This is a genomic window from Pseudomonas sp. KH_050, from assembly GCF_057838875.1.
In genome coordinates this window covers 5372402-5397909 of record NZ_CM174478.1, presented here as the reverse complement: position 1 = coordinate 5397909, position 25508 = coordinate 5372402, and the positions used below count along the sequence as shown (strand labels likewise).

25 protein-coding genes and 1 pseudogene are annotated in these 25508 nt (G+C 60.1%); 14 read left to right on the top strand and 12 right to left on the bottom strand.

Annotation, left to right across the window (positions count from 1 at the left end):
* Window positions 1-142: 142 nt before the first annotated feature.
* Together AC3IUA_RS24795 and AC3IUA_RS24790 are read right to left on the bottom strand one after the other, a co-directional pair.
* Complete coding sequence (locus AC3IUA_RS24795) at window positions 143-2593, bottom strand: penicillin acylase family protein (protein ID WP_489357491.1); 2451 nt, start codon at window positions 2591-2593, stop codon at window positions 143-145.
* A gap of 160 nt (window positions 2594-2753) precedes the next feature.
* The gene (locus AC3IUA_RS24790) at window positions 2754-3398 is read right to left on the bottom strand and encodes a glutathione binding-like protein (protein ID WP_489357490.1); all 645 of its coding nucleotides are present in this window, start codon (window positions 3396-3398) and stop codon (window positions 2754-2756) included.
* A gap of 145 nt (window positions 3399-3543) precedes the next feature.
* On the opposite strand from AC3IUA_RS24790, the gene AC3IUA_RS24785 reads away from it, so the two are divergent.
* The gene (locus tag AC3IUA_RS24785; protein ID WP_489357489.1) at window positions 3544-4101 is read left to right on the top strand and encodes a cysteine hydrolase family protein; all 558 of its coding nucleotides are present in this window, start codon (window positions 3544-3546) and stop codon (window positions 4099-4101) included.
* 180 nt (window positions 4102-4281) lie between these two features.
* Here AC3IUA_RS24785 and AC3IUA_RS24780 read toward each other — a convergent pair whose 3' ends face one another.
* The 4 genes from AC3IUA_RS24780 to AC3IUA_RS24765 all read right to left on the bottom strand — a co-directional run bounded on the left by AC3IUA_RS24780 (window position 4282) and on the right by AC3IUA_RS24765 (window position 6040).
* Window positions 4282-4497, bottom strand: a complete 216-nt coding sequence (locus AC3IUA_RS24780; protein ID WP_489357488.1) for an SEC-C metal-binding domain-containing protein — start codon at window positions 4495-4497, stop codon at window positions 4282-4284.
* A gap of 5 nt (window positions 4498-4502) precedes the next feature.
* Entirely contained in the window at window positions 4503-4991 is a 489-nt protein-coding gene (locus AC3IUA_RS24775; protein ID WP_489357487.1) for an LEA/WHy family protein, read from the bottom strand.
* Window positions 4992-5061: 70 nt separating this feature from the next.
* Window positions 5062-5538 carry a YchJ family protein gene (locus AC3IUA_RS24770; protein WP_489357486.1) on the bottom strand — a complete coding sequence of 159 codons (477 nt, stop codon included), beginning with the start codon at window positions 5536-5538 and terminating at the stop codon, window positions 5062-5064.
* A 4-nt stretch (window positions 5539-5542) separates the two neighbouring features.
* Window positions 5543-6040 (bottom strand): DUF6231 family protein, encoded by a 498-nt coding sequence (locus AC3IUA_RS24765; protein ID WP_489357485.1) that lies wholly within the window; start codon window positions 6038-6040, stop codon window positions 5543-5545.
* 187 nt (window positions 6041-6227) lie between these two features.
* On the opposite strand from AC3IUA_RS24765, the gene AC3IUA_RS24760 reads away from it, so the two are divergent.
* From AC3IUA_RS24760 to AC3IUA_RS24745, 4 genes and pseudogenes are all read left to right on the top strand, one after another.
* Window positions 6228-6923, top strand: coding sequence for a PA1041 family peptidoglycan-binding anchor lipoprotein (locus AC3IUA_RS24760; protein ID WP_489357484.1), 696 nt, complete (start codon window positions 6228-6230; stop codon window positions 6921-6923).
* Between the two features lie 90 nt (window positions 6924-7013).
* A pseudogene (locus AC3IUA_RS24755) lies at window positions 7014-7520 on the top strand (OmpA family protein); the annotation flags it as partial.
* 145 nt (window positions 7521-7665) lie between these two features.
* Window positions 7666-7929, top strand: coding sequence for a DUF1145 domain-containing protein (locus AC3IUA_RS24750; protein WP_489357483.1), 264 nt, complete (start codon window positions 7666-7668; stop codon window positions 7927-7929).
* Window positions 7922-8680: a collagen-like protein gene (locus AC3IUA_RS24745; RefSeq protein ID WP_489357482.1), complete on the top strand. Its 759-nt coding sequence runs from the start codon at window positions 7922-7924 to the stop codon at window positions 8678-8680. Before AC3IUA_RS24750 ends, AC3IUA_RS24745 begins: the two co-directional genes overlap by 8 nt.
* Window positions 8681-8703: 23 nt before the next feature.
* On the opposite strand, the gene AC3IUA_RS24740 is transcribed toward AC3IUA_RS24745, so the two are convergent.
* Window positions 8704-9168, bottom strand: coding sequence for a CopD family protein (locus AC3IUA_RS24740; protein WP_489357481.1), 465 nt, complete (start codon window positions 9166-9168; stop codon window positions 8704-8706).
* Between the two features lie 98 nt (window positions 9169-9266).
* Between AC3IUA_RS24740 and dinG the strand changes: the two genes are divergently transcribed.
* From dinG to pdxH, 5 genes are all read left to right on the top strand, one after another.
* On the top strand, window positions 9267-11411 hold the full coding sequence (dinG, locus tag AC3IUA_RS24735) for an ATP-dependent DNA helicase DinG (RefSeq protein ID WP_489357480.1): 2145 nt from the start codon (window positions 9267-9269) through the stop codon (window positions 11409-11411).
* 95 nt (window positions 11412-11506) lie between these two features.
* The gene (locus AC3IUA_RS24730) at window positions 11507-13927 is read left to right on the top strand and encodes a beta-agarase (protein ID WP_489357479.1); all 2421 of its coding nucleotides are present in this window, start codon (window positions 11507-11509) and stop codon (window positions 13925-13927) included.
* A gap of 192 nt (window positions 13928-14119) precedes the next feature.
* The gene (locus AC3IUA_RS24725) at window positions 14120-15265 is read left to right on the top strand and encodes a serine hydrolase domain-containing protein (RefSeq protein WP_489362462.1); all 1146 of its coding nucleotides are present in this window, start codon (window positions 14120-14122) and stop codon (window positions 15263-15265) included.
* A 141-nt stretch (window positions 15266-15406) separates the two neighbouring features.
* On the top strand, window positions 15407-16516 hold the full coding sequence (locus AC3IUA_RS24720) for an OmpA family protein (RefSeq protein ID WP_489357478.1): 1110 nt from the start codon (window positions 15407-15409) through the stop codon (window positions 16514-16516).
* Between the two features lie 24 nt (window positions 16517-16540).
* Entirely contained in the window at window positions 16541-17188 is a 648-nt protein-coding gene (gene pdxH, locus AC3IUA_RS24715; protein ID WP_489357477.1) for a pyridoxamine 5'-phosphate oxidase, read from the top strand.
* A gap of 5 nt (window positions 17189-17193) precedes the next feature.
* Here pdxH and AC3IUA_RS24710 read toward each other — a convergent pair whose 3' ends face one another.
* Entirely contained in the window at window positions 17194-17430 is a 237-nt protein-coding gene (locus AC3IUA_RS24710) for a hypothetical protein (RefSeq protein ID WP_489357476.1), read from the bottom strand.
* Between the two features lie 173 nt (window positions 17431-17603).
* Here AC3IUA_RS24710 and AC3IUA_RS24705 point away from each other — a divergent pair, with 173 nt between their 5' ends.
* Window positions 17604-18068, top strand: coding sequence for an outer membrane lipoprotein (locus AC3IUA_RS24705; protein ID WP_150641629.1), 465 nt, complete (start codon window positions 17604-17606; stop codon window positions 18066-18068).
* Between the two features lie 76 nt (window positions 18069-18144).
* On the opposite strand, the gene nhaA is transcribed toward AC3IUA_RS24705, so the two are convergent.
* A complete protein-coding gene (gene nhaA / locus AC3IUA_RS24700) occupies window positions 18145-19332 on the bottom strand; it encodes a Na+/H+ antiporter NhaA (protein WP_489357475.1) in 1188 nt (395 codons plus the stop codon).
* Between the two features lie 304 nt (window positions 19333-19636).
* Between nhaA and AC3IUA_RS24695 the strand changes: the two genes are divergently transcribed.
* Window positions 19637-20731: a PLP-dependent cysteine synthase family protein gene (locus AC3IUA_RS24695; RefSeq protein ID WP_489357474.1), complete on the top strand. Its 1095-nt coding sequence runs from the start codon at window positions 19637-19639 to the stop codon at window positions 20729-20731.
* Window positions 20732-20871: 140 nt separating this feature from the next.
* On the opposite strand, the gene AC3IUA_RS24690 is transcribed toward AC3IUA_RS24695, so the two are convergent.
* Window positions 20872-22485 (bottom strand): NAD(P)/FAD-dependent oxidoreductase, encoded by a 1614-nt coding sequence (locus AC3IUA_RS24690; protein ID WP_489357473.1) that lies wholly within the window; start codon window positions 22483-22485, stop codon window positions 20872-20874.
* 110 nt (window positions 22486-22595) lie between these two features.
* Complete coding sequence (locus AC3IUA_RS24685; RefSeq protein ID WP_489357472.1) at window positions 22596-23267, bottom strand: COG3650 family protein; 672 nt, start codon at window positions 23265-23267, stop codon at window positions 22596-22598.
* Between the two features lie 183 nt (window positions 23268-23450).
* On the opposite strand from AC3IUA_RS24685, the gene AC3IUA_RS24680 reads away from it, so the two are divergent.
* Window positions 23451-23804, top strand: a complete 354-nt coding sequence (locus tag AC3IUA_RS24680) for a SecDF P1 head subdomain-containing protein (protein ID WP_489357471.1) — start codon at window positions 23451-23453, stop codon at window positions 23802-23804.
* A 32-nt stretch (window positions 23805-23836) separates the two neighbouring features.
* Here the strand turns inward: AC3IUA_RS24680 and AC3IUA_RS24675 are convergent, their stop codons facing one another.
* Window positions 23837-24436, bottom strand: coding sequence for a short chain dehydrogenase (locus tag AC3IUA_RS24675; protein WP_489357470.1), 600 nt, complete (start codon window positions 24434-24436; stop codon window positions 23837-23839).
* A gap of 102 nt (window positions 24437-24538) precedes the next feature.
* Between AC3IUA_RS24675 and AC3IUA_RS24670 the strand changes: the two genes are divergently transcribed.
* Window positions 24539-25447, top strand: a complete 909-nt coding sequence (locus tag AC3IUA_RS24670) for a LysR family transcriptional regulator (RefSeq protein WP_489357469.1) — start codon at window positions 24539-24541, stop codon at window positions 25445-25447.
* The last annotated feature ends 61 nt before the right edge of the window (window positions 25448-25508 follow it).

The window sequence follows — 25508 nt, the reverse complement described above, 5'->3', positions numbered from 1 at the left end:
GTCCCGAACAAGTGTTTTAAAAGGTGGTTTTCCCCCAGAAGAATTGTCATGGCTTGCCCGAAAACGGGCAGGCGCAAATGGCTGCACCAGGCTGGAGCGTATGATTTGCTCCCACGCTCTGCGTGGGAACAATCATCAGGGTTTATTTTCCGGGCACCAGGGTCAATCGGGTCTTGCCATAGACCTTGTCGAAGTTCTGCGGCTGCATCGGGAAACTCATGTATTGGCCCTTGAACCACGGATCGATGCTGTTGAGGTAATTTGGACTGGCCGGGTTGCCGGACTGGCCCGTGCTGTTGAGGCCCATCATCGGTTCAGTCTGGCCGAAGTCGACGATAAAGCGCATGGCCGGGATCAGCGTGGTGTCGAAACTCTCGCCCCATGCGTACGCGGCGGTATTCAGCGTGGTGTGATCGCCGCCCGCAGGTTGTGGGCCGCGCACGGTCTGGCCGCTGGCGTTTTTCCACTCGTAGCGGTGCAGTTTGCCCCACTGCCAGGCGCGGTGATCGGCCCCCATCTGACTGTTACCGACAGTAATCGCCGCTGCCAGGCTGCGGGCGAGGATCGCCGGTTTATCTTCCTTGCCCGGCGTGCGGCTGTCGTCCCAGAACGGACTGTCTTCGCGGCCGAGCAAGTGGTCGGCCTGAGCCGAGTACGACAGGTTGCCGTTGGCGACAAAGGCTTTCCAGGCCGGGCTGGATTCCGGGCCCAGTTCGTCGAGGAATATCTGCCTGGCGCTTTCCTGCAGGAACAACTCGTAGATGGCGGCGTCGGCTGAAGTCGGGCCGAGTTTGCCGTCGAACGCCATCAAGCGGCCGTAGGCTTCGCGGGCCTTGCCCCGTTCGGCTTCGGGCAGCGTCTCGATGGCCTGCTTGAGTGGCTGGGACATGCCCGGGGCTGCGAACATTGTCTTCAGCTTGGCGGCGAAAGTGGTGGTCTGGTCGTACTGCATGGCAATCATGCTGCGGCTGTCGTGTTTGCCCGCACCGGCCAGTTCGGCGATGCGCTCACCGCGCTCCGGGTAATACCAGGAGTTGGACAACTGCATGCCATAGCCGTGGGGAATGATCCGCTGGTTGGCGGTGCCGAGCCAGCCCTGGGCCGGATCCTGATCATAGGGGTGCAGCATCGGGTCGGCGTAACCGTCCCAATCGTAACGACCTTCCCAGCCCGGCGATGGCAGCAAGCCTTCACCTTCGCGACGGTTGGGGAAGCGGCCAGTGACTTGCCAGCCGATATTGCTGGCGTCGGCGAACACCATGTTCAGGGCGATGGCGCGGATCTCGCGGCTGGCGTCGGAAGCCTTTTCGACGTTTTGCGCACGGGACAGGTCGAAGAACGCATCCAGGCTCTTGTCGTCCTTGAGGTTCGGCGTTTGCAGCGCCAGACCGTAACCACTGCTCAGTGTGGTGCCCAGCGCGCTATTGAGCAGCGGGCCGTGGCGGGTTTCGTACACCACTTCGCGAATCGGCCGCTGACCTTTGACAAAGTAGGTTTCGTTACGAACGATAGCCGGCTGCCATTTGCCTTCGACCTCGTAATAGAGTGCGTTGCCCTGGCGTTTGAGTTTTTCGAGGAACAGATCCTGATTGTCGCCCATGACCATGCTCATGCTCCATGCGACCTTGCCGTTGAAACCGGCGACGATGGCCGGGATCCCGGCGACCGAGACACCGGCGGCCTGGTATTTCGGCGCGCGCAGTTGCACGTAGTTCCATAACGACGGCACGGCTATCGGCAGGTGGCTGTCGCTGGCCAGCAGGCTTTTACCGCTGCGACTGCGCTGCGGTGCAACGGCCCAGTTGTTCGACGCCGCGACGCTCAGCAGATTCAGTTCGGAAAGTTGCTCGGTGACCTTGCCGAGATCAGCCAGGCCCGGGACTTGTCCGCTGAGGTTCAGGCCCTTGAGTTTTTCCGCTTCGGCCAAAGGCAGCGCTTCATCCGGGTAGGACGGAGTCAGCCAGGCAAGCTTGTCGGTGCCGACGTTCTGCGCCAGTACCAACGAGGCGATTTCTTCCTGCAAGTTCGCCGATTGGCTGAAGTTGAGCAGGCAAAAGATCAGCGCCGAATCTTCCGGTTTCCAGTATTCGGGCTTGTAGCCAGTGGCGGCCAGGTCTGCTGGCAGCTTGTCGCGGTAGCGAAACAGGTAGGCGTTGACGCCACGCGCATAGACCTCGAAGAAGCGCTTGAGGCGGGGCGAAGCGGCGGTATAAAGCTCACCGGCGTTTTTCTTCAGATTGACCGCCCGCATCAACCGGTCGGCTTCCAGTACATCAGGGCCGGACATCTCGGCCAGGCGTCCCTGAGCCAGCAGGCGCATGGTGAGCATCTGGGTGATGCGATCACTGGCGTGCACATAACCCAAGGTAAAGAGTGCGTCGTGGAAAGTGTTGCTCTCGATCAGCGGCATGCCCATGGCATTGCGCCGCACCGATACGTTCTGTGCCAACCCCTTGAGCGATTGCACGCCGGAAGTGGGGGGCACGGTGTCTTGTGTGTTCCAGGTCTGACAACCGGTCAGGCCCAGAGCACCGGCCACTGCTGCGGCAACGCCGAACCGGGGAAAAAAATGTGTAAAGGCTGGCGAGGCCATGGCAAAGCTCCTGCGGGGGGGTAGTGCTGATAAAGGCGCTACGTTAGTGAGCAGGAGGTTGCCGCGCAAGCAGGGGCGAATCTTATTTCAAGATTTGTCTGATAATTCTCGCAAGACGTCCAGGCAAGGCGTTCCCTGTGGCGAGGGGATCCTGCATTCCTCAGGGTTTAGGTGGGTTGATCCTTGCCGCCAGGGCATAGGCTCTTACAGTCGCCGGGCGATCCTGGATGTGGTTGAACCAGCGCTGCAGGTTCGGGAAGTCCTCCAGGTTCTGGCTTTGCCACTTGTGCGAGACGATCCAGGGGTAGATCGCCATGTCGGCGATGCTGTATTGGGCCCCGGCGACAAAGTCACGGTCGGCCAGTTGCTTGTCGAGGACGCCATACAATCGTGCGGTTTCGTTGATGTAGCGCTTGATCGCGTAGGGGATTTTCTCCGGGGCGAACTGGCTGAAGTGATGATTCTGCCCGGCCATAGGCCCCAGGCCACCCATTTGCCAGAACAGCCATTGCAGGGTTTGCTGGCGACCGCGCAGGTCCTTGGGCAGAAATCTTCCGGTTTTTTCCGCAAGGTACAAAAGAATCGCCCCGGATTCGAACAGCGCTAACGGCTCGCCATTATCCACCGGCTGCTGGTCGACAATGGCCGGGATTCTGTTGTTCGGGGAAATTTTCAGGAACTCAGGCTTGAACTGGTCGCCATTGCTGATATTCACCCCATGCACTTTGTACGGCAGGCCGGCTTCTTCCAGGAACAGGGAGATTTTGTGGCCATTGGGGGTGGTCCAGTAATACAGGTCGATCATGGAGTTCTCCAGGTGAGATGCGTCGTTGTCTACGGACAGCAAACTCTGGCATCAGGTCGTCCTGTTTGCTTTCGATGACTTGCCAGTAGGAATAGGTGATGTTGAAGTTCGGAAAATTCAATGACCCTGCAAGAGAAAAGTCGGCATGGAGCTCAAGGCAAACGCAGCGCTGATTCTGATCGATCAACAAAAAGGCATTCATCACCCGAAGCTCGGACGGCGCAACAATCCCCACGCCGAGGACCGGATGGCCGAGTTGCTGGACCATTGGCGCGACACTGCGCGGCCGGTGATTCATGTGCAGCATCTGTCCCGCGCACCCGACTCGGTGTTCTGGCCGCAGCAGTCGGGTGTCGAGTTTCAGCAGCGATTTGTGCCATTGCCGGGCGAGCAGGTGATTCAGAAGCAAGTACCGGACGCGTTTTGTTCAACGGGACTGGAGACCGGTTTGCGAGAGGCGGGGATCGAGCAATTGATCATTGTCGGCGTGGCGACTCACAACTCGGTCGAGTCCACCGCGCGCACGGCGGGCAATCTGGGGTTTCAAACCTGGGTGGTGGAAGACGCCTGCTACACCTTCGACAAGGCTGATTATTTTGGCAATGCGCACTCAGCCGAAGCGGTGCATGCGATGTCGTTGGGCAATCTGGATGGGGAATATGCGACGGTGGTGGCGACGGAGGAAATTCTGAAGAGAAATTGATGCCAAGGGGGCGGCTTGTGTAGGAGCGGGCAAGCTCGCTCCAAGGGATACCCACCCCATTGCGGGTGCACCCGGTCGGCGTAGGAGCTGGCGAAGCCTGCGATCTTTTCGGCGGACGCCACAATCGTCAAGATCAAAAGATCGCAGCCTGCGGCAGCTCCTACAGGGGAGCTTTAGGCATCAAGCGCCGTGGCACTTCTTGAACTTCTTGCTGCTACCGCACGGGCAAGGGTCGTTGCGGCCGACGTCTTTCAACGCATTGCGCACGGGCTCCTGATGAGCGTGTCCGCAATTGGGGCCATGAACATGGCCATGGTCGTGATCATGGTGCTGGTGCTGGTGCTGGTCATGATCGTGGTTGCAGTCAGGGCCATGGACATGAGGTTCTTGGGTCATCGAGGTCACTCCGGAATAAAATCGGCGGGAATTATCTCGCCAATACGCTTCAGGTGCACGTAATAGGCGATGAATAATCCGGTTTCCAGTTCACCTTCCAGCCGATAAGGGATGGGTTGCTGGGGTTTTCGCAGCAGTTTCACCACTTCGCGAACCTTCGGCCAGAGATTGGTGCGGATCGGTACCTGGAAATAGCCGCTGCTTTTCGGCTTCACAGTGAACCACTTTTCGTACTCGCCTTCGGTCAGCAGCATTTGCCCCAGGTGAATCCGGTATTCCAGTCCGCGCACCGTCAGGTCGCTGTCGTTGGGATTGTCGACGCGAAAGTGCAGACGAAACCTTTGCTCCAGGAGTTTGGCGCGGACTACTTCAACCTTGACCAGGTGCACTTGCGGATCAATCCAGTCCTCGTCCATAAACCAGGACGCGCAACCGCCCAATGACAGCAGCAGGAGCAGGCTGATTGTCCTTAATGCGCGAGAATCGGAGACCATGCCATTACCTCTTTGATACCCCAGTCTAGCAACCGGGTGTTCAGGGTGTTGGACGTGGCCTGGTTGACGCTCAGCTGGCGAAATAGCTCGAGCAGCACTTCTTGAATTTTTGACCGCTGGCGCAAGGGCAGGCGTCGTTGCGTCCCGCCTTGAGTTGCACCGTCGGATCGATAAAGTACCAATGGCCACTGGTCTGCACGAACGACGAGCGTTCGCGGTGGCTGTGTTCGCCGGCGCTGTCATGCCAGCGCGCGGTGAACGTCACGAAAGCGTGCTCGGGTTGGCCGCCAAACACCTCCGAGCTCTCCACTTCCAGGCCCAGCCAGGTGCTTTGGGCGCTCCAGTCACTGATGGATTGACGATCCAGGCCACCCTGCTGCGCGGGCAGGGTGGTCGCCACCAGATAGTCCACCAGGCCCAGCACATAAGCGCTGTAGCGCGAGCGCATCAATGACTCGGCGCACGGCGCCGGGTGGCCTGCATGGTAGTGGCCGCAGCAGACATCGAGCAGGTTGCCGCTACCACAGGGACAAATCGAGGTACTCATCGCATTACCACCAATACTTGCCGAAGTTTTCCGGATTGGCCCAGAACCGGGCATTCAGCCAGTCGGGCACTTGTTTGTAGTCAAGCAGATCGTAGGTAAACAGGGTCAGCTCCTGCTCGTCACGCTGGAAGCGTTCGCTGGCTTGCAGCGCCAGGGAGAAAAAATCGGTCTCCTGCCAGCCACAGGCCGAAAGATCCGCCAGCACGGCAATGCGGCTGGCATTCAGATTACGAATCCCGCCTAACAGGTTCAGACCCTCGCGCTTGGGCAAATGTTCGAGGCAATCGACCACCAGTGCCAGGTCGAAGCGGCGTGCCGCCAGCTCTGCCGGCAGTGGGCCGGGTGCGGCTTGCGCTACACAGGAGTCCGGATGCGCCAGCTTGAAGGCTGCGAGTGCCGGGAAGTCGCTGGCACCGATCAACAGCAGACGATGCGGTGCATAACGATCGAGCAAAGCGGCGAGGGCTTGCTGGGGTGTGCGCGAAGAAATACCTGCGATCATTGAAAATCCTCAATCAGAACTGCAAAGACTAGCGCGCTCGAACGCTCGGGCCTAGAGCGGGTTTTACCTAATTGAAGGCATCTACGGCGAATACCGGACAAAATCGCAGATGGCGTATTGCTGGCGGAGATTAAAACTGCAGTCTTTACTTCTTGAATTGGCAGCCGGTCTTCTCAGGAGAAAGGCAATGAGCATAGTTCGGATAGCGTTACCCCTGGTTCTGCTAACCAGTGTGTTGACTGGTTGCGCAGGTTTGCAAAAAACCGACTGGCCCACCTGCGCCGCTGTCGGGGGCATCGGTGGTGCTGCGCTGGGCGCGTTCGAGAGCACCTCTTGGGCAGGCGGTGGTGCCTTGTTCGGTGCCAGCATGGCCGCGGCCTACTGCTGGGTGCATGGCGATGGCGACGAAGACGGCGATGGCGTGCCGGATAGCCGCGACAAGTGCCCGGGAACGCCGAGAGGTGTGCAGGTCGACGCCAACGGTTGCCCTCCAGTGCCAGAGCCTGTCGTCGTCGAAGAGGTGGTGGTCGTCAAAGAGGAAACCATCGTAATCCGTGATGTGCACTTCGAGTTCGACTCGGCGAAGCTCACCGCTGCGGATAAAACCAAACTCGACCTCATCGCTACTCGCCTTAAAAAAGAAGCGCCGAGTGCCCAGCTGCGCGTCACTGGGCATACCGACAGCGTTGGCGGTGATGCCTACAACCAGCGGCTCTCGGAGAAACGTGCACGCTCGGTGACGGAATACCTGATCAGCTCGGGAGTGCCTCGCAGCAACTTCGTCTCGGTGGTCGGTGCGGGTGAGAGCCAGCCGGTAGCCGACAACAAAACGGCCGACGGGCGCGCCATGAACCGTCGCACGGAAATTCAAATCAACCGCTAAACCCCTCGCATCCCGCGGCTTGTGCAGTCGCGGATGCGGGTCTTTACTCCTGTGGGACCGGTATGGGCCGGTAACACAGGAGCCTTAATAATGAGAGTTCTCTCACGGATCGTCCTGCCGGTTCTACTGCTCGGCAGCCTGCTTTCAGGCTGCGCCACTCATAGCGATGGCAGCGCCGCGCTCAATCAACGTACCTGGCCAATCTGCAGTGTCATTGGCGGTCTTGTGGGTGGCGGCCTGGGCTCGATAAAAAGCGCTGGCTGGGCGGGCGGCGGTGCGGCTCTCGGTCTGCTCACCGGTGGCTTGATCTGTTACGCACAGGATGGCGATGAAGATGATGACGGGGTATTCGACCGGCGTGATCGTTGCGCCGATACTCCTGCCAACACCTCGATCGACAACCGCGGTTGCCCAATCCCGCAATACCCTGCCACGGTCAAGGCATCGGTGCCGCAAAGTGAAGTCATCACCCTCAGTGATCAGGGCGAAGTATTGTTCGCCTTCGATTCTTCGCAGCTGACCCCGCAAGGCCATAACCAGCTACTGGCGCGGGTGCCCAAACTCAAAAGCACCGATGTGCTGAGCATCAAGGTCGTGCGCTAAACCGGCGTGTCGAGTTGGTGGTCGGACGCCGATCGGCGGCCAAACAACGCGTTGTAGAAGAATTTTTTGTTGCCCGCTGGCCAATCCCTTGAGGAACTCGGTACTGTGCATGTAAAGAACGATTCTCAACGGGGGAGCTATGAAGGTGTTGTGGGGGCTCGGAAAGTTTTTGACCTTGCTGTTCTGGTTAGTCGTGGTGGTCAATCTGCTCAGCCCGTTGATCAATCCGTTCAATCTATTGCTCAATATTGCTGGTAGCCTGCTGTTGCTGACCCATCTGCTGGAGTTGGTGTTGTGCAATCGCAGCCTCAAAGGCCGCCCCCATCCCTGGCGTGATCGCTTGAAGATTCTGCTGTCGGGCGTTTTTCATCTGCAAACAATCCCGGAGCGCAAGCATGCGTAGTCTCTGTCTGCTGGCCGCTTTGTGCAGTCCTTTGGCCTATGCCCAGGTGGTAAAGGTCGAAACCAATTCGTTGCTGCGTTTGCCGAACACCACCAGTGTTCTGCAGCTGGAGCGTCTGGAAGTCGCCGATTACGGCACCCTGCTGATTCCTTCCAATGTGACCGAAGTGACTGTCGGCGAACTGCGTCTGGGTCACGAAGCGCGGATCGCCATAGTGCCGGCTGAACAAAGCCTGCAATTGAACGTTACTCATGCTCAATTGGGCAGCGGCAGCCAGATCACCTCCCGCGGTGCGCCCGGTACTTACTTCAAGGCGGCCAGGCCGGGGCGCAATCTCAATCTGCGCATCAACTCGCTGAATGCTCCGCAGTTATCGGTGGATGCCCGCGGTGGTGCGGGTGCGCCGGGTTATGCAGGTCTGGATGGTGCCAACGGTCAGGCACCGGGTTGCACCTGGGGCCAGGCCGGTCGTGGTGCCGATGGTGACAATGGTGGTGATGGCCATCCCGGCGCTGGCGGTGCGCTAGTTCGGGTGCAATTGCCAAAAGACTATCCGGCTGCGCAGATCAACGTCCGGGTTGACGGTGGCGCCGGTGGATTGGCCGGAGCGGCTGGCAAGCCAGGCGCGGGCGGCAAGTCCAAAGGTTGCTTCGTTTACCGCGCCGATGGCGGCAAGAGCGGGCGCCCTGGCGTTGAAGGCCAGCCCGGGCCTGCCGGTGAAGCGGGATCGGTGACGGTGCAGCGGTTGTAACAGGAAATGAGTTCTCCACAGTCCTAAAACATCGGCCTTGCCGAAGCCACCGCCACCAGCAGCAACCCGATAATCAGATTAATCCCCACCAAACGTCGAATCTTCCCCAGGGTCGCCGCGCCGTTCGGCCAATCCTCGGCCAGCACCGCTAACCGTAGCTCCGGCAGTTGCAACGCCGAAATACGGATAAACAGCGCGGTCATTACCACATACAACCCCATCATCACCTGCACATAACGCGGTGCGGTTTCAAAACCGTTGAAGCGCAAATGGATCAGGCCGACACCACTGATCGGCAAAAGCACCACGGCGACCCAAACCCACACAAAAAAACGTTGAAACACTTCTACCCACAGCTTCAGTCGCGCCGGACCTTCGAGTGCCGCCATAGCGGCCGGGCGCAGGACCAGCCAGGCGAAAAACATGCCGCCGACCCAGACCAGGGCAGCCAGTACATGCAGGGTGTAAGCAAGGGTAAAGGGTGTCATTCGGGTACTCCGTTCTGCGCGGGATGGATTAGCGGGTTATGATAGCGACCGATTCGAACCACTGAAAATTTATCCAGCGTTTCTCGCGCCCGAAGACCATGATCAGCAACGAACTCAAATCCCAGATCCAGGGCGCTTATTCGCGTTTTCTCGAAGCCAAGAGCCTCAAGCCGCGTTACGGCCAGCGTTTGATGATCGCCGAAGTCGCCAAAGTCCTTGGAGACATCGCTACCGATGACGAAGGCCGGCGCAGTGGCGACCCCGCGGTAGTGGCGGTGGAAGCCGGCACCGGTACCGGGAAAACCGTGGCCTACAGCCTGGCGGCGATTCCGACCGCCAAGGCTGCCGGCAAACGCCTGGTGATTGCCACCGCGACCGTCGCATTGCAGGAGCAGATCGTTTACAAGGATTTGCCCGACCTGATGCGCAACAGCGGCTTGAACTTCACCTTCGCCCTGGCCAAGGGGCGCGGGCGCTACATGTGCCTGTCCAAACTCGACATGTTGTTGCAGGAAGGCCACGCACAAACCGCTACGGCGCAGCTTTTCGAGGAAGAGGGCTTCAAGATCGAGGTCGATGAGGCCAGTCAGAAGCTCTTCACCAGCATGATCGAAAAACTTGCCGGGAATAAGTGGGACGGCGACCGCGACAGCTGGTCCACCGCCCTCGAGGATCAGGACTGGGCGCGGCTGACCACCGATCACAGCCAGTGCACCAACCGTCATTGCCCCAACTTTGGTCAGTGCGCCTTCTACAAGGCCCGCGAAGGCATGGGCAAGGTCGACGTGATCGTCACCAACCACGACATGGTCCTGGCCGACCTGGCGCTGGGCGGCGGTGCGGTACTGCCGGACCCGCGCGATACGCTCTACGTGTTCGACGAAGGACACCACCTGCCAGACAAGGCCATCGGTCATTTCGCCCATTACACCCGTCTGCGCTCCACCGCCGACTGGCTGGAACAGACCGCCAAGAATCTCACCAAACTGCTGGCCCAACATCCGTTGCCCGGTGACCTGGGCAAACTGATCGAACAGGTTCCGGAGCTGGCGCGCGAGATCAAGACCCAGCAACAATTCATGTTCACTGCCTGCGAGCAAGTGGCCGACTTCAAGCCCGGTGAAGACGTGGAGGGCCGTGAACGGCCGCGCCATCGTTTCGTCGGCGGGGTGATTCCCGAGCATATGCGCGAAATGGGCGTCGAGCTGAAGAAGGGCTTTTCGCGGCTGACCGACGTCTTCACCCGGCTCACCGAGCTGCTCAAGGAAGGCATGGATGGCGAGGTCAACATTGGCATCGCCAGCAATCAGGCAGAAGAGTGGTACCCGTTGTTCGGTAGCTTGCTGTCCCGCTCCCAGGGCAATTGGGAACTGTGGACCGCATTCACCGCCGAAGATCCGGAAGACAACCCGCCGATGGCTCGCTGGCTGACGCTGGCCGAAAGTGGCTCGCTGTTCGATATCGAAGTCAACGCCAGCCCGATTCTTGCGGCAGAAATGCTCCGCCGCAACCTGTGGAATGTCGCCTACGGCGCGCTGGTGACCTCGGCCACCTTGACCGCCCTCGGTACTTTCGACCGCTTCCGCATGCGCGCCGGCCTGCCGAAAAAAGCCGTGACAGCGGTGGTGCCAAGCCCTTTCCATCACGCCGACGCTGGTGTGCTACGTGTCCCGGACCTGCGCGCCGATCCTCGGGACGCCCCGGCGCATACGGCGGCGATCATCCGCGACCTGCCGTCGCTGGTCGAAGGCTCGCGCGGGACTCTGGTGCTGTTCTCCTCGCGCAAACAGATGCAGGACGTGTTCGACGGCCTGGACCGCGACTGGCGCAAACAGGTGTTCATTCAAGGCAACCTGTCGAAACAGGAAACCCTGAACAAGCACAAGGCGCGGGTCGATGGTGGCGATTCCAGCGTGCTGTTCGGCCTGGCCAGTTTCGCCGAAGGCGTGGACTTGCCCGGAGCCTATTGCGAGCATGTGGTGATCGCCAAGATTCCGTTCTCGGTGCCGGATGACCCGGTCGAAGCGGCGCTGGCCGAGTGGATCGAGGCCCGGGGCGGCAATCCGTTCATGGAAATCTCCGTACCGGACGCCTCGCTGAAGCTGGTCCAGGCCTGTGGCCGGCTGCTGCGAACCGAGGAGGACCGCGGCACCATCACCTTGCTTGACCGGCGCCTGGTCACGCAACGCTATGGCAAAGCCATTCTTAATGCGCTGCCGCCATTCCGCCGGGAAATTTCTTGAGACAAGGTGGGCGAAATTCGCCCACCACGTTGTCTATCTCCTATCACCGATTTTCCCCAGGCCGTTAACTGGTCGTTAGAGAGAACCTCGTTCCTATGATCCGCCGTTCGTTGCCCGCCGTTTTTGCTCTGTTGTTCGCCACTCCGCTGCTGGCTGCGCCTGCCGGACAACAGACGCTATTCAATTTTGTACGCCCCGCCGATGTGGTTCAGGTGGCGACTGAAGATGCCAGCCTGCCGCAATCCAACGCAGAGCAAACGGCCGAAGGCGAGGTGTTGCGTCGGGTGACCTTCAACCCGGCAGTCCAGCCGAGTCTGCGCCTGACGCCGCAATCCGGTGCCTGGGACTGGTCGCAGTCGGGAGCCATGAGCTTGCGCATCCAGAGCGCGATGAACTGGCCGCTGACCCTTTACGTGAAAATCCAGAGCAATGACGGCAAGACCCTGGTCAGCCGCATCGACTTGCCAGCCGGCCCGGCACAAACCCTGTTGGTGCCATTGCAGGCCAGTTCGCCACTGAGTCAGGGCATGAAAGCCGGGCCTCCGATGCCGATGACCGTCGACGGTCAACGGGTCTTGCTCGCCAGCAGCAGCGGTGAGCTGGATCGCAGCCAGGTGGTGTCGGTCACGCTGTCGATGGACAAGCCCAAAGTCGCCCAAAGCATCATGCTCGAGCGCTTCGGTGTGCAGGACGGTGAAGCCGTGGAGAAGGCTGCTTACAGTTCGCTGGTCGATGCCTACGGTCAATCCACTCGGGCCAAATGGCCGGAGAAAGTCGCCAGCGACGAGCAGCTCAAAAGCGCCGCCGGTAAAGAACAGCAACAGCTGAAAACCTGGCTCGCCGAGCGCGAACGTTCATCCCTGGACACCTATGGTGGCTGGAACAAGGGCCCGGCCTTCGAGGCGAGCGGCTTCTTTCGCACGCAAAAGCGTGACGGGCGCTGGTATCTGGTGACCCCGCAAGGTCATCCGTTCTATTCCCTGGGGGTCAATGCGGTCACTGCCGATACTAATCAGACCTATGTCGCCGGTCGTGAATGGATGTTCGGCGCGCTGCCCAAGGCCGATGAGCCATTGGCCAGCTATTACGGTGAGGGTGATAACCGTGGCGGTAACGGTGTCGACAAGGGCCGCGCTTTCAACGCCGGCAAATGGTATGACTTCTATGGTGCCAACCTGCAGCGGACTTACGGTCAGCCTTGTGCACCGACCAGCGAAACCCAGGCCGGAGTAGCGGCGGCACAGGTCGATGCGAATGCGGCGCAGGTCGAGAAGCTGGCCGAAACACCAGCGTCCGCTCCGTGCGCCGCGCCAGGCTTCGATGAAAAGCGCTGGACCGGCCACACCCTTGATCGCCTGCAAGCCTGGGGCTTCAACACCCTCGGCAATTGGAGCGATCCGGCGCTGGGCCTCAAGGGTCGGGTACCGTACACCTTGCCGTTGTCGATTGTTGGCGACTACACCAGCATCAGTACTGGCATCGACTGGTGGGGTGGCATGCCTGACCCATTCGACCCGCGGTTTGCCATGGCCACCGAGCGCGCCGTCGCCATTGCCACCCGCGATCATCGGGATGATCCCTGGGTGATCGGCTATTTCGCCGATAACGAGCTGGCCTGGGCCGGCCCCGGTGATGATCCGAAGGCCCGTTACGCGTTGGCTTACGGCACGTTGCGGATGACCACCGACGTCCCGGCCAAGCGTGCATTCCTCAAGCAGCTGCGCGACAAATACCGCAACCAGGCGGGCCTGTCGAAGGCCTGGGGTATCGACCTCCCGGCCTGGGAACTGATGGAAGACCCTGGCTTCGAGCCGCCGCTGCCAAGCCCGGAATATCCGGAAATCGAAGCCGACTTCAAGTACTTCCAGAAAGTCTTCGCCGATACCTACTTCAAGACCATTTCCGACTCGCTGAAATGGCATGCACCGAACCACCTGTTACTGGGTGGTCGATTTGCCGTCAGTACCCCTGAAGCCGTGGCATCCTGCGCGCAGTATTGCGATGTAGTGAGCTTCAACATGTACACGCTCAAGCCGCAGGACGGCTATGACTTCGCCCGGTTGCGCGAGCTGGACAAGCCGGTGTTGATCACCGAGTTCAACTTCGGCTCTCGGGATCGTGGTCCGTTCTGGGCCGGTGTCACCGAAGTGGCGAAGGAGGAAGATCGTGGTCCTGCCTACGCCAACTTCATCAAGCAGGCGCTGGCCGAGCCGGCGATTGTCGGCGTGCATTGGTTCCAGTACCTCGATCAACCGGTGACCGGTCGCCTGCTGGATGGCGAAAACGGTCACTTTGGTCTGGTGGGGCTCACCGATGTGCCGTTCCAGGGTTTTGTCGACAGCGTGCGCAAGAGCAACCTGCAGGCGATCGATCAGCTGGGCAAAGAGACCGGGCAAGCCAAGGCCGCTGCCGATAAAATCGCGACCCAAAAGGATGAGGGTGGCAAGCAAGGCAGCCCGGACAAGGGCACGGGGCAGGGCGGACATGCCGGTGGGCCTTCGGCGAATGGCCACTAAATCCTGAGATCCGCCTCGCATTTGTGGGAAGGGCCGGGCGACGTTCGTTTGCTCGCGAAAGCGTCCTGATGGGCACCGCAGATTTCGGATCCACCCCGGCAAGGGTGACCGCCCAGCCCAAGTCGGTTCCCAAAACCTTCAAGGGCTGGAACAATGCATCACTTTGTAGAACGTTTGTCTGGAGAGGTGTGGGTGCAGATTCAGGGTCATTACGAACTCAAGTTCGAAGCAGTACGCGAAGCCTTTGCGGCACTCTTCGATGATCCCCAGGAACGCGGCGGCGCGTTGTGTATTCAGATCGGTGGGGAAACCGTAGTCGACCTCTGGGCCGGCACGGCAGACAAGGACGGCGCCGAGGCCTGGCATAGCGATACTATCGCCAACCTGTTCTCTTGCACCAAGACCTTTACCGCCGTCACCGCCCTGCAATTGGTGGCCGAAGGCAAGTTGCAACTGGATGCGCCGATTGCCAGGTACTGGCCCGAGTTTGCTGCCGCCGGCAAGGAATCGGTCACCCTGCGCCAACTGCTCTGTCATCAGGCCGGCTTGCCGGCATTGCGCGAGCTGCTGGCGCCCGAAGCGCTTTACGACTGGCAAACCATGGTCGACGCCCTGGCCGTTGAGTCGCCTTGGTGGACACCCGGCGAAGGCCACGGTTATGCGGCGATCACTTACGGCTGGCTGATCGGCGAACTGTTGCGCCGCGCCGACCGCCGCGGTCCGGGAGAGTCGATCGTGGCGCGGGTTGCGCGGCCATTGGGACTCGATTTTCATGTGGGCCTGGCGGACGAAGAATTTCATCGTGTCGCGCATATCGCTCGCGGCAAGGGCAATGTCGGCGACGCCGCTGCCCAGCGCTTGCTGCAAGTGACCATGCGCGAGCCGACGGCCATGACCACCCGGGCGTTTACCAACCCGCCGTCGATCATGACCAGCACCAACAAGCCGGAATGGCGGCGTATGCAGCAACCGGCGGCCAATGGCCACGGCAATGCCCGCAGCCTGGCGGGGTTCTACAGCGGATTGCTCGACGGCAGCCTGCTGGAGGCCGAAATGCTCGACGAGTTGACCCGTGAACACAGCATCGGGCCGGACAAGACCTTGTTGACCCAGACCCGCTTCGGTCTGGGTTGCATGCTCGATCAACCGGATGTCGCCAACGCGACCTACGGCCTCGGCCCCCGGGCGTTTGGCCATCCGGGTGCCGGAGGCTCGATCGGCTTTGCCGACCCGGAGTACGACGTGGCGTTCGGTTTTGTAACCAATACCCTGGGCCCGTACGTCCTGATGGACCCACGGGCACAACAGCTGGCGCGAGTGTTGGCTGGTTGCCTGTAACGGGCGGCTGATCGACAAGGATTCGCAAATATAGCGGAAAAGTTCCTGGCTGGAACCCGGCGGCTTTTCTGCTTTCAAAGCGTCTGTTTATGCGGGGCCCGGTGCCCGATTTTTCTTCATCTCATTTTTGTGGACTGTCTCATGTCATCGAATAAATCTCTCATTCTGGCGCTTTGCCTGGCAATCACCGGGTGCGCACAAACTCCGCAGAAAGATGCTGAAGGCGGTCACAGCTGGTGGCAATTCGGCTCATCCGACAAGGTTGCCAGCAAACAGCCAGCTCCGGAGCCACTCAAGCCGGCTCCTGCGCCGCTCAAGCCGGCGGCCTCGGCCCCGGTAGCCAAGGCTGAAAGCGCCAGCCATTGGTATTGGCCGTTTGGCTCCGACGACGCGGCCAAAAAGCCTGAAACCAAAGTCGAGGCCAAGCCTGAAATCAAACCCGCCGCGCCGGCTACAGTCGCTAAAGTCGATGCCGATGCAGGCAAAAGTGGGTGGTGGCCGTTCGGTGGCAAGGATAAGACCCCGGCCAAGAAGGCCGTGCCGATGCCCGATCCAAAAGTCACTCAAGCCTGGCTGGATGACTATGAGCCGCGCTTGCGTACCGCCATCAAGGACAGCAACCTGCAACTCGAGCGCCGCGAAAACGTGCTGGTAGTGACGGCGCCCGCCGACAGTTCGTTCAACCCGGATCGCCCGGCCATGCTGCTGCCGGTCACCCTGGGGCCGTTTACCCGGGTGGCAAAGATCCTCGAAGCCGATCCGAAAACCTCCGTGCTGGTACTCGGTCACGCCGATAGCTCGGGCGCCGCTCCAGCGAACCAGAAACTGAGCCAGGAGCGTGCGCAGTCGATTGCCGCGATCTTCCGTCTCAGCGGCTTGCAGCGTGACCGCCTGATGCTGCGTGGCATGGGCTCGGAAGCGCCACGTGCGGCCAACGACAGCCTTGAAGGGCGTGCCTTGAACCGCCGGGTGGAAATCATGCTGACGCCGCAAGACACCATGGTCGCGCTGCTGAGCAAATACAATATGCCAGCACCACGGCCGCTGACTCAGGTCGCCGTCCAACAAACCAAACCGGTTGCCACGCCGGTGACACCCGTCGTCGAGACGAAAAAAGCCGTTCCGGCGAAAAAGGCCGTAGTGGCCAAGAAAGCCCCCGCCAAGAAAGCGACCCCGGCGAAAAAGCCAGCCCCGGCCAAAACCGCCGCGCCAGCGAAGAAAGTCGCAGCTGCCGAGCCAGTCAAGAACTGATTATTCACGCACAAGGAAAGCGCCATGACCCAAAGTCTGGCTGATATGCGTCGCGACTACACCCGCGATGGCTTGACCGAGGCCCAGGCCCCGGCCGAGCCCTTCGCGCTGTTCCATCAGTGGTTTGCCGAGGCGGTGAAAACCGAACAGCCGCCGGTCGAAGCGAACGCAATGACCCTGGCCACCGTCGATCTGGACGGTCGCCCGCATTGCCGTATCCTCCTGCTCAAAGGCCTCGATGAGCAGGGCTTTACCTTCTTCACCAACTACGAGAGTGCCAAGGGGCAGCAGCTGGCGGTTTGTCCGTTCGCTGCCATAACCTTTTTCTGGCCGACCCTGGAGCGCCAGGTGCGCATCGAGGGGCGCGTGGTCAAGGTCACGCCGCAGGAATCCGATGCGTATTACCAGGTGCGCCCCTTGGGCAGCCGTATCGGCGCCTGGGCTTCACCGCAAAGCCAGGTGATTGCCGGTCGCGATGAGCTGGAAGCGTTGCTCAAAACCACCGAACAGCGTTTCAGCGACTCTCAGCCCCATTGCCCCGAGCATTGGGGTGGCTATCGCTTGCTGCCGGAGCGTATCGAGTTCTGGCAGGGCCGTCCGAGCCGTCTGCATGATCGGCTCAACTATCGTCTACAGGGCAGCGACTGGGCCCGCGAACGCCTGGCGCCTTAAACAGTCTACTGATCGGGATATTCTGCCGCGGCGGCTTCAAGCCAGCGCGGCAAATCCTTGCGCTTGATGTTCTGCTGTCGAGCGCGGGCCAGTTGCCGCAACATAAAGGCTTTTTTCGGTTCATCGCCATTGGCCAGCGATAAAGCCAGGTCGCGGTCCATCCAGCGTTTGATCCGTACGTACAGCCACCAGTGGAAGTACAGCCCGGCAACGGTGGTGACGACAATGATGAAGTAGTCCATGGAAATCCTTTAGCCGGCGGCGCACATGGGTGAAGTTGACGCTACTGTGTGGTGCGTTTTCAGGTATGCCTGTCCTGTACTGTTGCTGAATGAAACCAATTTTATCTGGTCGATACCGTGACAGGCGTCAAGCTGCGGAGTTTAATGAATATCTGTCCTTTGGAGTTGATGCTATGCGTAAGTCTGTTCTGCTGGTTGCTTCTTTCACCACGATGGCGATGTTGCTCGGTGGCTGCCAATCCAGCCTGACCGGTGACTCTTACTCCCGTGACGAAGCGCGTCGTGTACAGACGATTCGCATGGGCACCATCGAAGCGTTGCGTCCGGTGAAAATCGAAGGCACCAAGACCCCGATCGGCAGTGCTGCCGGTGCGGTGGTCGGTGGTGTGGGTGGTAGCTCCATCGGTGGCGGTCGCGGCAGCATTGTTGCGGCAGTGATCGGTGCGGTGGCGGGTGGCCTGATCGGCTCGGCCACTGAAGAAGGTTTCACCCGCACTCAAGGTGTGGAAATCACTGTTCGCGAAGACGACGGCAGCATGCGTGCCTATGTGCAGCAGGTTCAGGAAAACGAAGTTTTCCGTGTCGGCGAGCGCGTTCGTATCGCGACGGTCGACGGTACCAGCCGCGTTACCCACTAAGCGAAGCGCTCAAAACAAAACCCCGATCAGGTGACTGGTCGGGGTTTTATATTTTGCACCGTTGAACCATCGACGTTTACAAAGGCTGCGGCGGATTCTTGCGACTGGCCGCCGCGGTCACGGCATAACCGATCAGCGCGGCGAGTATGGAGCCGGTGAGGATGCCCATGCGGTCCATCCCGGCGTAATCGCTACTGCCCGGAATAAATGCCAGGGACCCGACAAAGAGGCTCATGGTGAAACCGATCCCGCAGAGGATCGCCACGCCGAACACCTGGCCCCAGTTCGCCCCGGTGGGCAGGACGGCAATGCCGATCTTGACCGCCAGCCAGGTCAGGCCGAAGACGCCGACGGTCTTGCCCAGCAGCAAGCCTGCGGCAATGCCCATTGGCACATGGTGGGTGAAGCTTTCCAGATTGACGCCGGCCAGCGATACCCCGGCATTGGCGAAGGCGAACAGCGGCAGAATGCCGAACGCCACCCAAGGATGCAGCGCGTGTTCCAGGCTCAGCAGGGGCGAAGGCTCGGCATTTTTGGTGCGCAGCGGAATGCAGAACGCCAGAGTCACGCCGGCCAGAGTCGCATGGACTCCGCTCTTGAGCACACAGACCCAGAGGATCAGGCCAATGATCATGTACGGCCCGAGTTTCACCACGCCGAGCCGGTTCATCGCTACCAGTGCCACCAGACAAGCCGCCGCCAGCATGAGCGATAGCGTGGACAGTGCACCCGAGTAGAAGATCGCGATGACAATGATCGCGCCGAGGTCGTCGATGATCGCCAGGGTCATCAGGAACAGTTTCAACGAGACCGGTACGCGTTTGCCCAGCAGGGCGAGTACGCCCAGGGCGAACGCGATGTCGGTGGCCGTCGGAATGGCCCAACCGCCCAGCGCCGCCGGGTTGTCCTTGTTGAGGAACCAGTAGATCAGCGCCGGCACGACCATGCCGCCAATCGCCGCAGCGCCTGGCAGGACAATCTGCGAAGGCTTCGACAGATGACCTTCGAGGACTTCGCGTTTGACTTCCAGGCCAATCAGCAGGAAGAACATCGCCATCAGGCCGTCGTTGATCCATAGCAGCAAGGGTTTGGCGATTTTCAAGGCGCCGATCTGCGCGACCACGGGAGTGTCCAGCAGGCCGTTGTAAAGCCAGGACAGCGGTGAGTTGTTAATGATCAAAGCCAGGGCTGCAGCGGCGATCAGTAACAGACCGCTGGCAGCCTCCAACTGAAAGAAGCGCGTGAAAGTGCTACGCAGAGGCAAGGTCGCTCTCCATCAGATAGTCAAAAGGTGGCACACCCTAACCCGTACGGTTAGTTGTTAAAACAAAAGTTATATTCTTTTTTGTTATATAGCATGGTGATCACCGGGTTGCCGAGGAGCCTAGCAGTTGTGTGTCTAATTGAGGTCAGACTGTACCTTTGCGTTGCGTAGGAAATTTCCTAAGCTTGGGGTGTATACCTTGCGGCCTGGCCCGCGAATTTCCTTTTTCGGTATGGCCCACCGGCCAATGGCGCAGCCAGTCGTCAGCGCCTTCGAGCGTGCCCGCTTCACAGAGAAACCAACCATGAGCGACAACCGACAGTGGGCCCGCGAAGCCATCCGCATCATCGAAGCCGATTTCCAGCGCAGCGCCGATACTCACCTGATCCCCTTGCCACTACCAGGCCTGCCGGGTATCGAGCTGTACTTCAAGGATGAGTCCAGTCACCCCACCGGTAGCCTGAAACATCGTCTGGCGCGCTCGTTGTTCCTCTATGCACTGTGTAATGGCTGGTTCAAGCCGGGCGCGCCGGTGATTGAAGCATCCAGTGGTTCGACGGCGATTTCCGAGGCGTATTTCGCAAGATTACTGGGCTTGCCGTTTATTGCGGTGATGCCTGCCACCACCTCTCAGGAAAAGATCGCGCAAATCGCCTTCTACGGTGGCAACAGCCATCTGGTCGACGACCCGACGCAGATTTATGCCGAATCCGAACGCCTGGCCCGCGAAAGCGGCGGGCACTTCATGGATCAGTTCACCTACGCCGAGCGTGCCACTGACTGGCGCGCCAACAACAACATCGCCGAGTCGATTTTCCAGCAACTGCGCTTCGAGCGTCATCCGGAGCCGAGCTGGCTGGTTTCCAGTCCCGGCACGGGCGGCACGACGGCGACCCTTGGGCGTTATGTGCATTATCGCCAGCACTGTACCCGCGTGCTCTGTGCCGATGCCGAGCGTTCGGTGTTCTTCGACTACTACCAGAGCGGTGACGCCAACTTGCGGCTGGACTGCGGTTCGCGGATCGAAGGCATCGGCCGGCCACGGGTCGAGGCGTCGTTCCTGCCCAAGGTCATCGATGCGATGGTCAAAGTGCCGGACGCCTTGTCCCTGGCGGCCATGCATTACCTGGCGCAACGTCTGGGGCGGCGAGTGGGCGGGTCGAGCGGTACCAATCTGATCGGCGCCTTGATAGCGGCCCGGCAGATGGTCGAGGCGGGGGAGGCGGGCTCGATCGTGGCGATTCTGTGTGATGGCGGTGAGCGTTATGCGACCACCTACTACGACGAGAATTGGTTGACGGCTCAGGGGTATGAGTTGAGTGGCTTGATCGACACGGTTGCAGCCAGTGTGGAGCGCGGTGAGGCGTTGCCGGCCAGCGTGTTGCGCGCCGGGATCTGATAGGCCGTATTTTGCGGTGTGCCTGAAAAGATCGCAGCCTGCGGCAGCTCCTACAGGGGCTGCGTACATTCACAAATTCTGTGGGTGTGCGCGGTCGGCGTAGGCGCTGCCGCAGGCTGCGATCTTTTGATCTTGAGGTTTTAAGCTTCGATCCCGAGCATGTCCCGCGCCACCGCTTCGGCGATGCGGATCCCGTCGACACCCGCCGATAGAATCCCGCCGGCATAACCTGCGCCTTCGCCGGCCGGGAACAGGCCTTTGACGTTCAGGCTTTGCATTGTCTCGTTACGGGTAATCCGCAGTGGCGATGAGGTGCGGGTCTCGATCCCGGTCAGCACGGCGTCGTGCAGGGAGTAACCCTTGATCTGCTTGTCGAACGCCTGCAAGGCTTCACGAATGGCTTCGATGGCGTAGTCCGGCAAGGCCAGCGCCAGGTCGCCGAGTGCCACGCCCGGCTTGTAGGACGGCTCGACGCTGCCCAGTGCGGTGGATGGCTTGCCGGCGATGAAGTCGCCGACCAGTTGCGCCGGGGCTTCGTAGTTGCTGCCGCCAAGGATGAAGGCGTGGGACTCGAGGCGTTCCTGCAACTCGATACCCGCCAGCGGACCACCCGGATAATCCACTTCAGGGGTAATACCGACCACGATCCCCGAGTTGGCGTTGCGCTCGTTGCGTGAGTACTGGCTCATGCCGTTGGTCACTACCCGGTTCGGCTCGGAGGTTGCCGCCACCACCGTGCCGCCCGGGCACATGCAGAAGCTGTAGACCGAGCGGCCGTTCCTGGCGTGGTGCACCAGTTTGTAGTCGGCCGCTCCGAGTTTCGGGTGACCGGCGTATTTGCCCAGCCGCGCGCTGTCGATCAGCGATTGTGGGTGTTCGATGCGGAAACCCACCGAAAACGGCTTGGCCTCCATGTACACCCCGCGACCGTGAAGCATGCGGAAGGTGTCCCGGGCGCTGTGGCCAAGGGCAAGGATCACATGGCGGGAATGGATCTGTTCACCGCTTGCCAGCTCAATGCCCTTCAGCTGGCCATCCTCGATCAGCACATCGGTTACCCGCTGCTGGAAGCGTACCTCGCCGCCCAGGGCTTCGATCTGATGCCGCATGTTCTCGACTACACCGGTCAAGCGGAACGTACCAATATGCGGCTTGCTGACGTAGAGGATTTCTTCCGGCGCGCCGGCCTTGACGAACTCATGCAGGACCTTGCGGCCGTGATGCTTCGGATCCTTGATCTGGCTGTAAAGCTTGCCGTCGGAGAAGGTGCCCGCGCCGCCTTCACCGAATTGCACGTTCGATTCAGGGTTGAGCACATTTTTGCGCCACAGGCCCCATGTGTCCTTGGTGCGCTGGCGGACTTCAGTGCCACGCTCAAGGATGATCGGCTTGAAGCCCATCTGTGCCAGCAACAGCCCGGCGAAGATCCCGCACGGGCCGAAGCCGACCACGATCGGCCGCTCGCTCAGGTCCCGAGGGGCCTGACCGACGACGTTGTAGCTGACATCCGGCGCCGGATTGACGTTGCGGTCGTCGGTGAACTTGTGCAACAGCTTCGCCTCATCGCGAACGCTGAGGTCGATGGTGTAGATGAAGCACAGTTCGGAAGACTTCTTGCGCGCGTCGTAGCTGCGCTTGAACAAGGTGAAATCGAGCAGGTCATCACTGGCGATGCCCAGGCGCTGCACAATGGCAGGCCGCAGGTCTTCTTCGGGATGGTCGATGGGCAGCTTGAGTTCGGTGATTCGTAACATGACAGGATCCGATATGCGGCGCAGTTAAGTGCGCAGGCAGTTTTACAAAACCAGCGATTATAAGCCTCAACGGCGGTTTTCCGTGAGGCTAAAATATCCGGTTCGTCGAATCAGTCGCCCCGCGAACCGCCAAACGAGGCGCAACCGCGCTGTACCTGGCCGTTGACCCGCAGTTCGGCGCTCATGTGTTGCACGCTGCCGGTGACGTTGTCGACGCAACGCTGCGGCGCCGCCCAGAGTTCGACGTGCTGGCCATTGGCTTCGGTGGCGAGGTTGAAACGCCCTTCACCCAGTTGTTCTTCCAGGTAAGGCACCGCGAGAGCGGGCTGGCCTTCGCGCTCCAGGACCATGCCCTTGCCGCTGGCCTTGAGGCTCCATTCAGGCGTGTGACCACCGGCACGCAGAATCATGCGCTTGAACTCCGGATCATCGCAGGCGGTGTTCGAACGTTCAAGGCGATAGAGTTGCTGTAAATCGACCTGGCTTTCGGTGCCGGGAGCGGCGCTGGATAACTTGCCTCGCAGGTCGGCAAAAATCTTGCCGGGCTGGTCTGACAGATCCGCTGTTTCCTGTAAGACACTGGTGCCACCGGTGTCCTTCACCACATAACGACGAGTGTCCCGGCACGGCTGGAACAGCAATTTGCCATCGACGGCGCTGAGTTCGCCCTGCATGCGGGTCAGGCCTGCGTTGGAAGAAGTTGCCGGTTGACTGCTGAACATCTGGCAACCGGCGAACAGCGGCAGCAGGGCAAGAATCGCTATGGAACGGGTAGCTCGCATTGAGTGGTCTCCTGACAAGTGCCGCCACGTTACTCAGGCTGGCGGAGCATCACAAGACCGACGTTGAACCGGACCTGACGGTAAGGATTTTTCAGCAACATTCTGAGCATTAACAGAGGCTGCTTCAACGGGGTGCAAAAGCTAAGCTTCGAAAACTGTTGAAAAAATGCGAGGGAACAGAAAATGCCAAGAGGTTGGAAATGGGTTGTGGTGTCACTGGCGATGATGGGCGTGATGCCCAGTCAGGCGGCCGAGATCAATTTTTTGTCGGCCTCGGACTTCATCAAAGTGGACGCAGTGCTAAAGGATATCGACAGTCACAACCCCGATACGGTGGGGTTGAACGTCACACTCAGCCCTCAAGCGGCCGAGCGAATGCGCAAGATCAGCCGTGACTCGATGAAGCAACCATTGACGATCCTTATCAATGGCCGGCAGATAACCACGGCGACCGTGCAATCGGAGTTGGGCGCCCAGTTCTGGATTGGGGTGCCACGGGCGATTGCCCGCGACCTTTTGCCCACGCTGATCGAATGACGGGATTCCCGCGCGCCTGATGCTCGAAGTCGTCAGCCGACGTGAAACGTCTGCCCCGTCTGCAAACCTTCCACACTTTTCGCGTATGCCAGCGCCACGTCAACGGCTGGAACCGGTTTGAAGCCACGAAAGTACGGTGCATAGCTGCCCATGGCTTCGACCAGCACGTTCGGGCTCACCGAGTTGACGCGCAGGCCGCGTGGCAATTCGATTGCCGCGGCGCGGACGAAGCTATCGAGGGCGCCGTTGACCAGCGCAGCGGAACTACCAGTGCGAATCGGGTCATGGCTGAGGACGCCGGTGGTGAAGGTGAACGATGCCCCGTCATTGGCGAACTCGCGACCGATCAGCAGCAGGTTGACCTGGCCCATCAGTTTGTCTTGCAGGCCCAGGGTAAAGTCTTTTTCGGTCATGTCCGCCAGGGGGACGAAGTTGACGTTGCCGGCGGCGCAGATCAGCGCATCGAATTTTCCGGTTTGTTCAAACAGCTTGCGAATCGACGTGCTATCGCTGATATCCACCTGGAAATCACCGCTTTTACGACCGATCCGAATGATTTCATGGCGCGGCGCCAGTTCGCGATCAACGGCTGAACCTATGGTGCCGTTGGCGCCAATCAAAAGAATTTTCATCGTGCTGTTCCTCAAGTAGGGGCGAGGTTTCAGTCTAGAGTGGTTTTTTCGATTGATAAGCGCGCTAATAGGCAACCTTTGGTTTTCAGATGGAAACAATCCATGAGCGAAATGGATGATCTGGCGGCGTTTGCGGTGCTGATCGAGGCTGGCAGTTTTACCCTGGCGGCGCAGCAACTGGGGTGCAGCAAGGGACAATTGTCCAAACGCATCAGTCAGCTGGAGACGCGATTTGCGGTGGTGCTGTTGCAACGCACTACCCGACGCCTGAGCCTGACCGCAGCGGGGGCGGCGCTGTTGCCGCAAGCCCAGGCATTGGTGATTCAACTCGAGCGAGCGCGCCAGGCCTTGGCTCGCTTGAAGGATGACATGGCCGGTCCGGTGCGCATGACCGTACCGGTGTCATTGGGTGAGACCTTTTTCGATGGTTTGTTGCTGGAGTTTTCCCGGCAGTACCCCCAGGTGCAGATCGAACTGGAGCTGAACAACAGCTACCGTGATTTGTCCCGCGACGGCTTCGATCTGGCGATTCGCTCGGAGGTGTCCAACGATGAGCGATTGGTCGCCAAACCATTGTTGGCCTGGCACGAGATGACTTGCGCCAGTCCGGCGTACCTTCAACAGTATGGCGAGCCACGGACCCCGGCGGAGCTGGCCGAGCACGGCTGCCTGCTCAACAGCCATTACAGCGGCCGTGAAGAATGGCTCTATCACCAGCAGCATGAGTTACTCAGGGTTCGCGTCTCGGGGCCGTTTGCCAGTAACCATTACAACCTGCTGAAGAAAGCCGCGCTGGTCGGTGCCGGTATCGCTCGGCTGCCTTCCTATATGTTGCATACGGAACTGGCCGATGGCCGTCTGCGCTGGTTGCTGCGTGACTACCAGACCCGCAGCATGCCGATGTACCTGGTGCATCCCTATCAGGGAGGCCTGCCCAAACGCACGCAGGTGCTGGCCGAATACCTGATCGACTGGTTCAAACGCAGTGGCGAGGCGCTTGATCGCTTGTAGCAGCTGGCGAAGGCTGCGTTCGGCGGCGAAGCCGTCGCAAAACCTGCAATCGTGTTTCTTC

Excerpts from the sequence above, each read along its gene's own strand:
- AC3IUA_RS24760 (WP_489357484.1), top strand. The coding sequence starts at position 6,228 with ATGAGCATAGTTCGGATAGCGTTACCCCTGGTTCTGCTAACCAGTGTG.
- AC3IUA_RS24705 (WP_150641629.1), top strand. The coding sequence starts at position 17,604 with ATGCGTAAGTCTGTTCTGCTGGTTGCTTCTTTCACCACGATGGCGATG.
- AC3IUA_RS24745 (WP_489357482.1), top strand. The coding sequence starts at position 7,922 with ATGCGTAGTCTCTGTCTGCTGGCCGCTTTGTGCAGTCCTTTGGCCTAT.
- AC3IUA_RS24680 (WP_489357471.1), top strand. The coding sequence starts at position 23,451 with ATGCCAAGAGGTTGGAAATGGGTTGTGGTGTCACTGGCGATGATGGGC.
- AC3IUA_RS24690 (WP_489357473.1), bottom strand. The coding sequence starts at position 22,485 with ATGTTACGAATCACCGAACTCAAGCTGCCCATCGACCATCCCGAAGAA.
- AC3IUA_RS24670 (WP_489357469.1), top strand. The coding sequence starts at position 24,539 with ATGAGCGAAATGGATGATCTGGCGGCGTTTGCGGTGCTGATCGAGGCT.
- pdxH (WP_489357477.1), top strand. The coding sequence starts at position 16,541 with ATGACCCAAAGTCTGGCTGATATGCGTCGCGACTACACCCGCGATGGC.
- AC3IUA_RS24790 (WP_489357490.1), bottom strand. The coding sequence starts at position 3,398 with ATGATCGACCTGTATTACTGGACCACCCCCAATGGCCACAAAATCTCC.
- AC3IUA_RS24675 (WP_489357470.1), bottom strand. The coding sequence starts at position 24,436 with ATGAAAATTCTTTTGATTGGCGCCAACGGCACCATAGGTTCAGCCGTT.
- dinG (WP_489357480.1), top strand. The coding sequence starts at position 9,267 with ATGATCAGCAACGAACTCAAATCCCAGATCCAGGGCGCTTATTCGCGT.
- AC3IUA_RS24710 (WP_489357476.1), bottom strand. The coding sequence starts at position 17,430 with ATGGACTACTTCATCATTGTCGTCACCACCGTTGCCGGGCTGTACTTC.
- AC3IUA_RS24780 (WP_489357488.1), bottom strand. The coding sequence starts at position 4,497 with ATGACCCAAGAACCTCATGTCCATGGCCCTGACTGCAACCACGATCAT.
- AC3IUA_RS24720 (WP_489357478.1), top strand. The coding sequence starts at position 15,407 with ATGTCATCGAATAAATCTCTCATTCTGGCGCTTTGCCTGGCAATCACC.
- AC3IUA_RS24795 (WP_489357491.1), bottom strand. The coding sequence starts at position 2,593 with ATGGCCTCGCCAGCCTTTACACATTTTTTTCCCCGGTTCGGCGTTGCC.
- AC3IUA_RS24770 (WP_489357486.1), bottom strand. The coding sequence starts at position 5,538 with ATGAGTACCTCGATTTGTCCCTGTGGTAGCGGCAACCTGCTCGATGTC.
- AC3IUA_RS24730 (WP_489357479.1), top strand. The coding sequence starts at position 11,507 with ATGATCCGCCGTTCGTTGCCCGCCGTTTTTGCTCTGTTGTTCGCCACT.
- AC3IUA_RS24695 (WP_489357474.1), top strand. The coding sequence starts at position 19,637 with ATGAGCGACAACCGACAGTGGGCCCGCGAAGCCATCCGCATCATCGAA.
- AC3IUA_RS24685 (WP_489357472.1), bottom strand. The coding sequence starts at position 23,267 with ATGCGAGCTACCCGTTCCATAGCGATTCTTGCCCTGCTGCCGCTGTTC.
- AC3IUA_RS24750 (WP_489357483.1), top strand. The coding sequence starts at position 7,666 with ATGAAGGTGTTGTGGGGGCTCGGAAAGTTTTTGACCTTGCTGTTCTGG.
- AC3IUA_RS24765 (WP_489357485.1), bottom strand. The coding sequence starts at position 6,040 with ATGATCGCAGGTATTTCTTCGCGCACACCCCAGCAAGCCCTCGCCGCT.
- AC3IUA_RS24740 (WP_489357481.1), bottom strand. The coding sequence starts at position 9,168 with ATGACACCCTTTACCCTTGCTTACACCCTGCATGTACTGGCTGCCCTG.
- AC3IUA_RS24775 (WP_489357487.1), bottom strand. The coding sequence starts at position 4,991 with ATGGTCTCCGATTCTCGCGCATTAAGGACAATCAGCCTGCTCCTGCTG.
- AC3IUA_RS24785 (WP_489357489.1), top strand. The coding sequence starts at position 3,544 with ATGGAGCTCAAGGCAAACGCAGCGCTGATTCTGATCGATCAACAAAAA.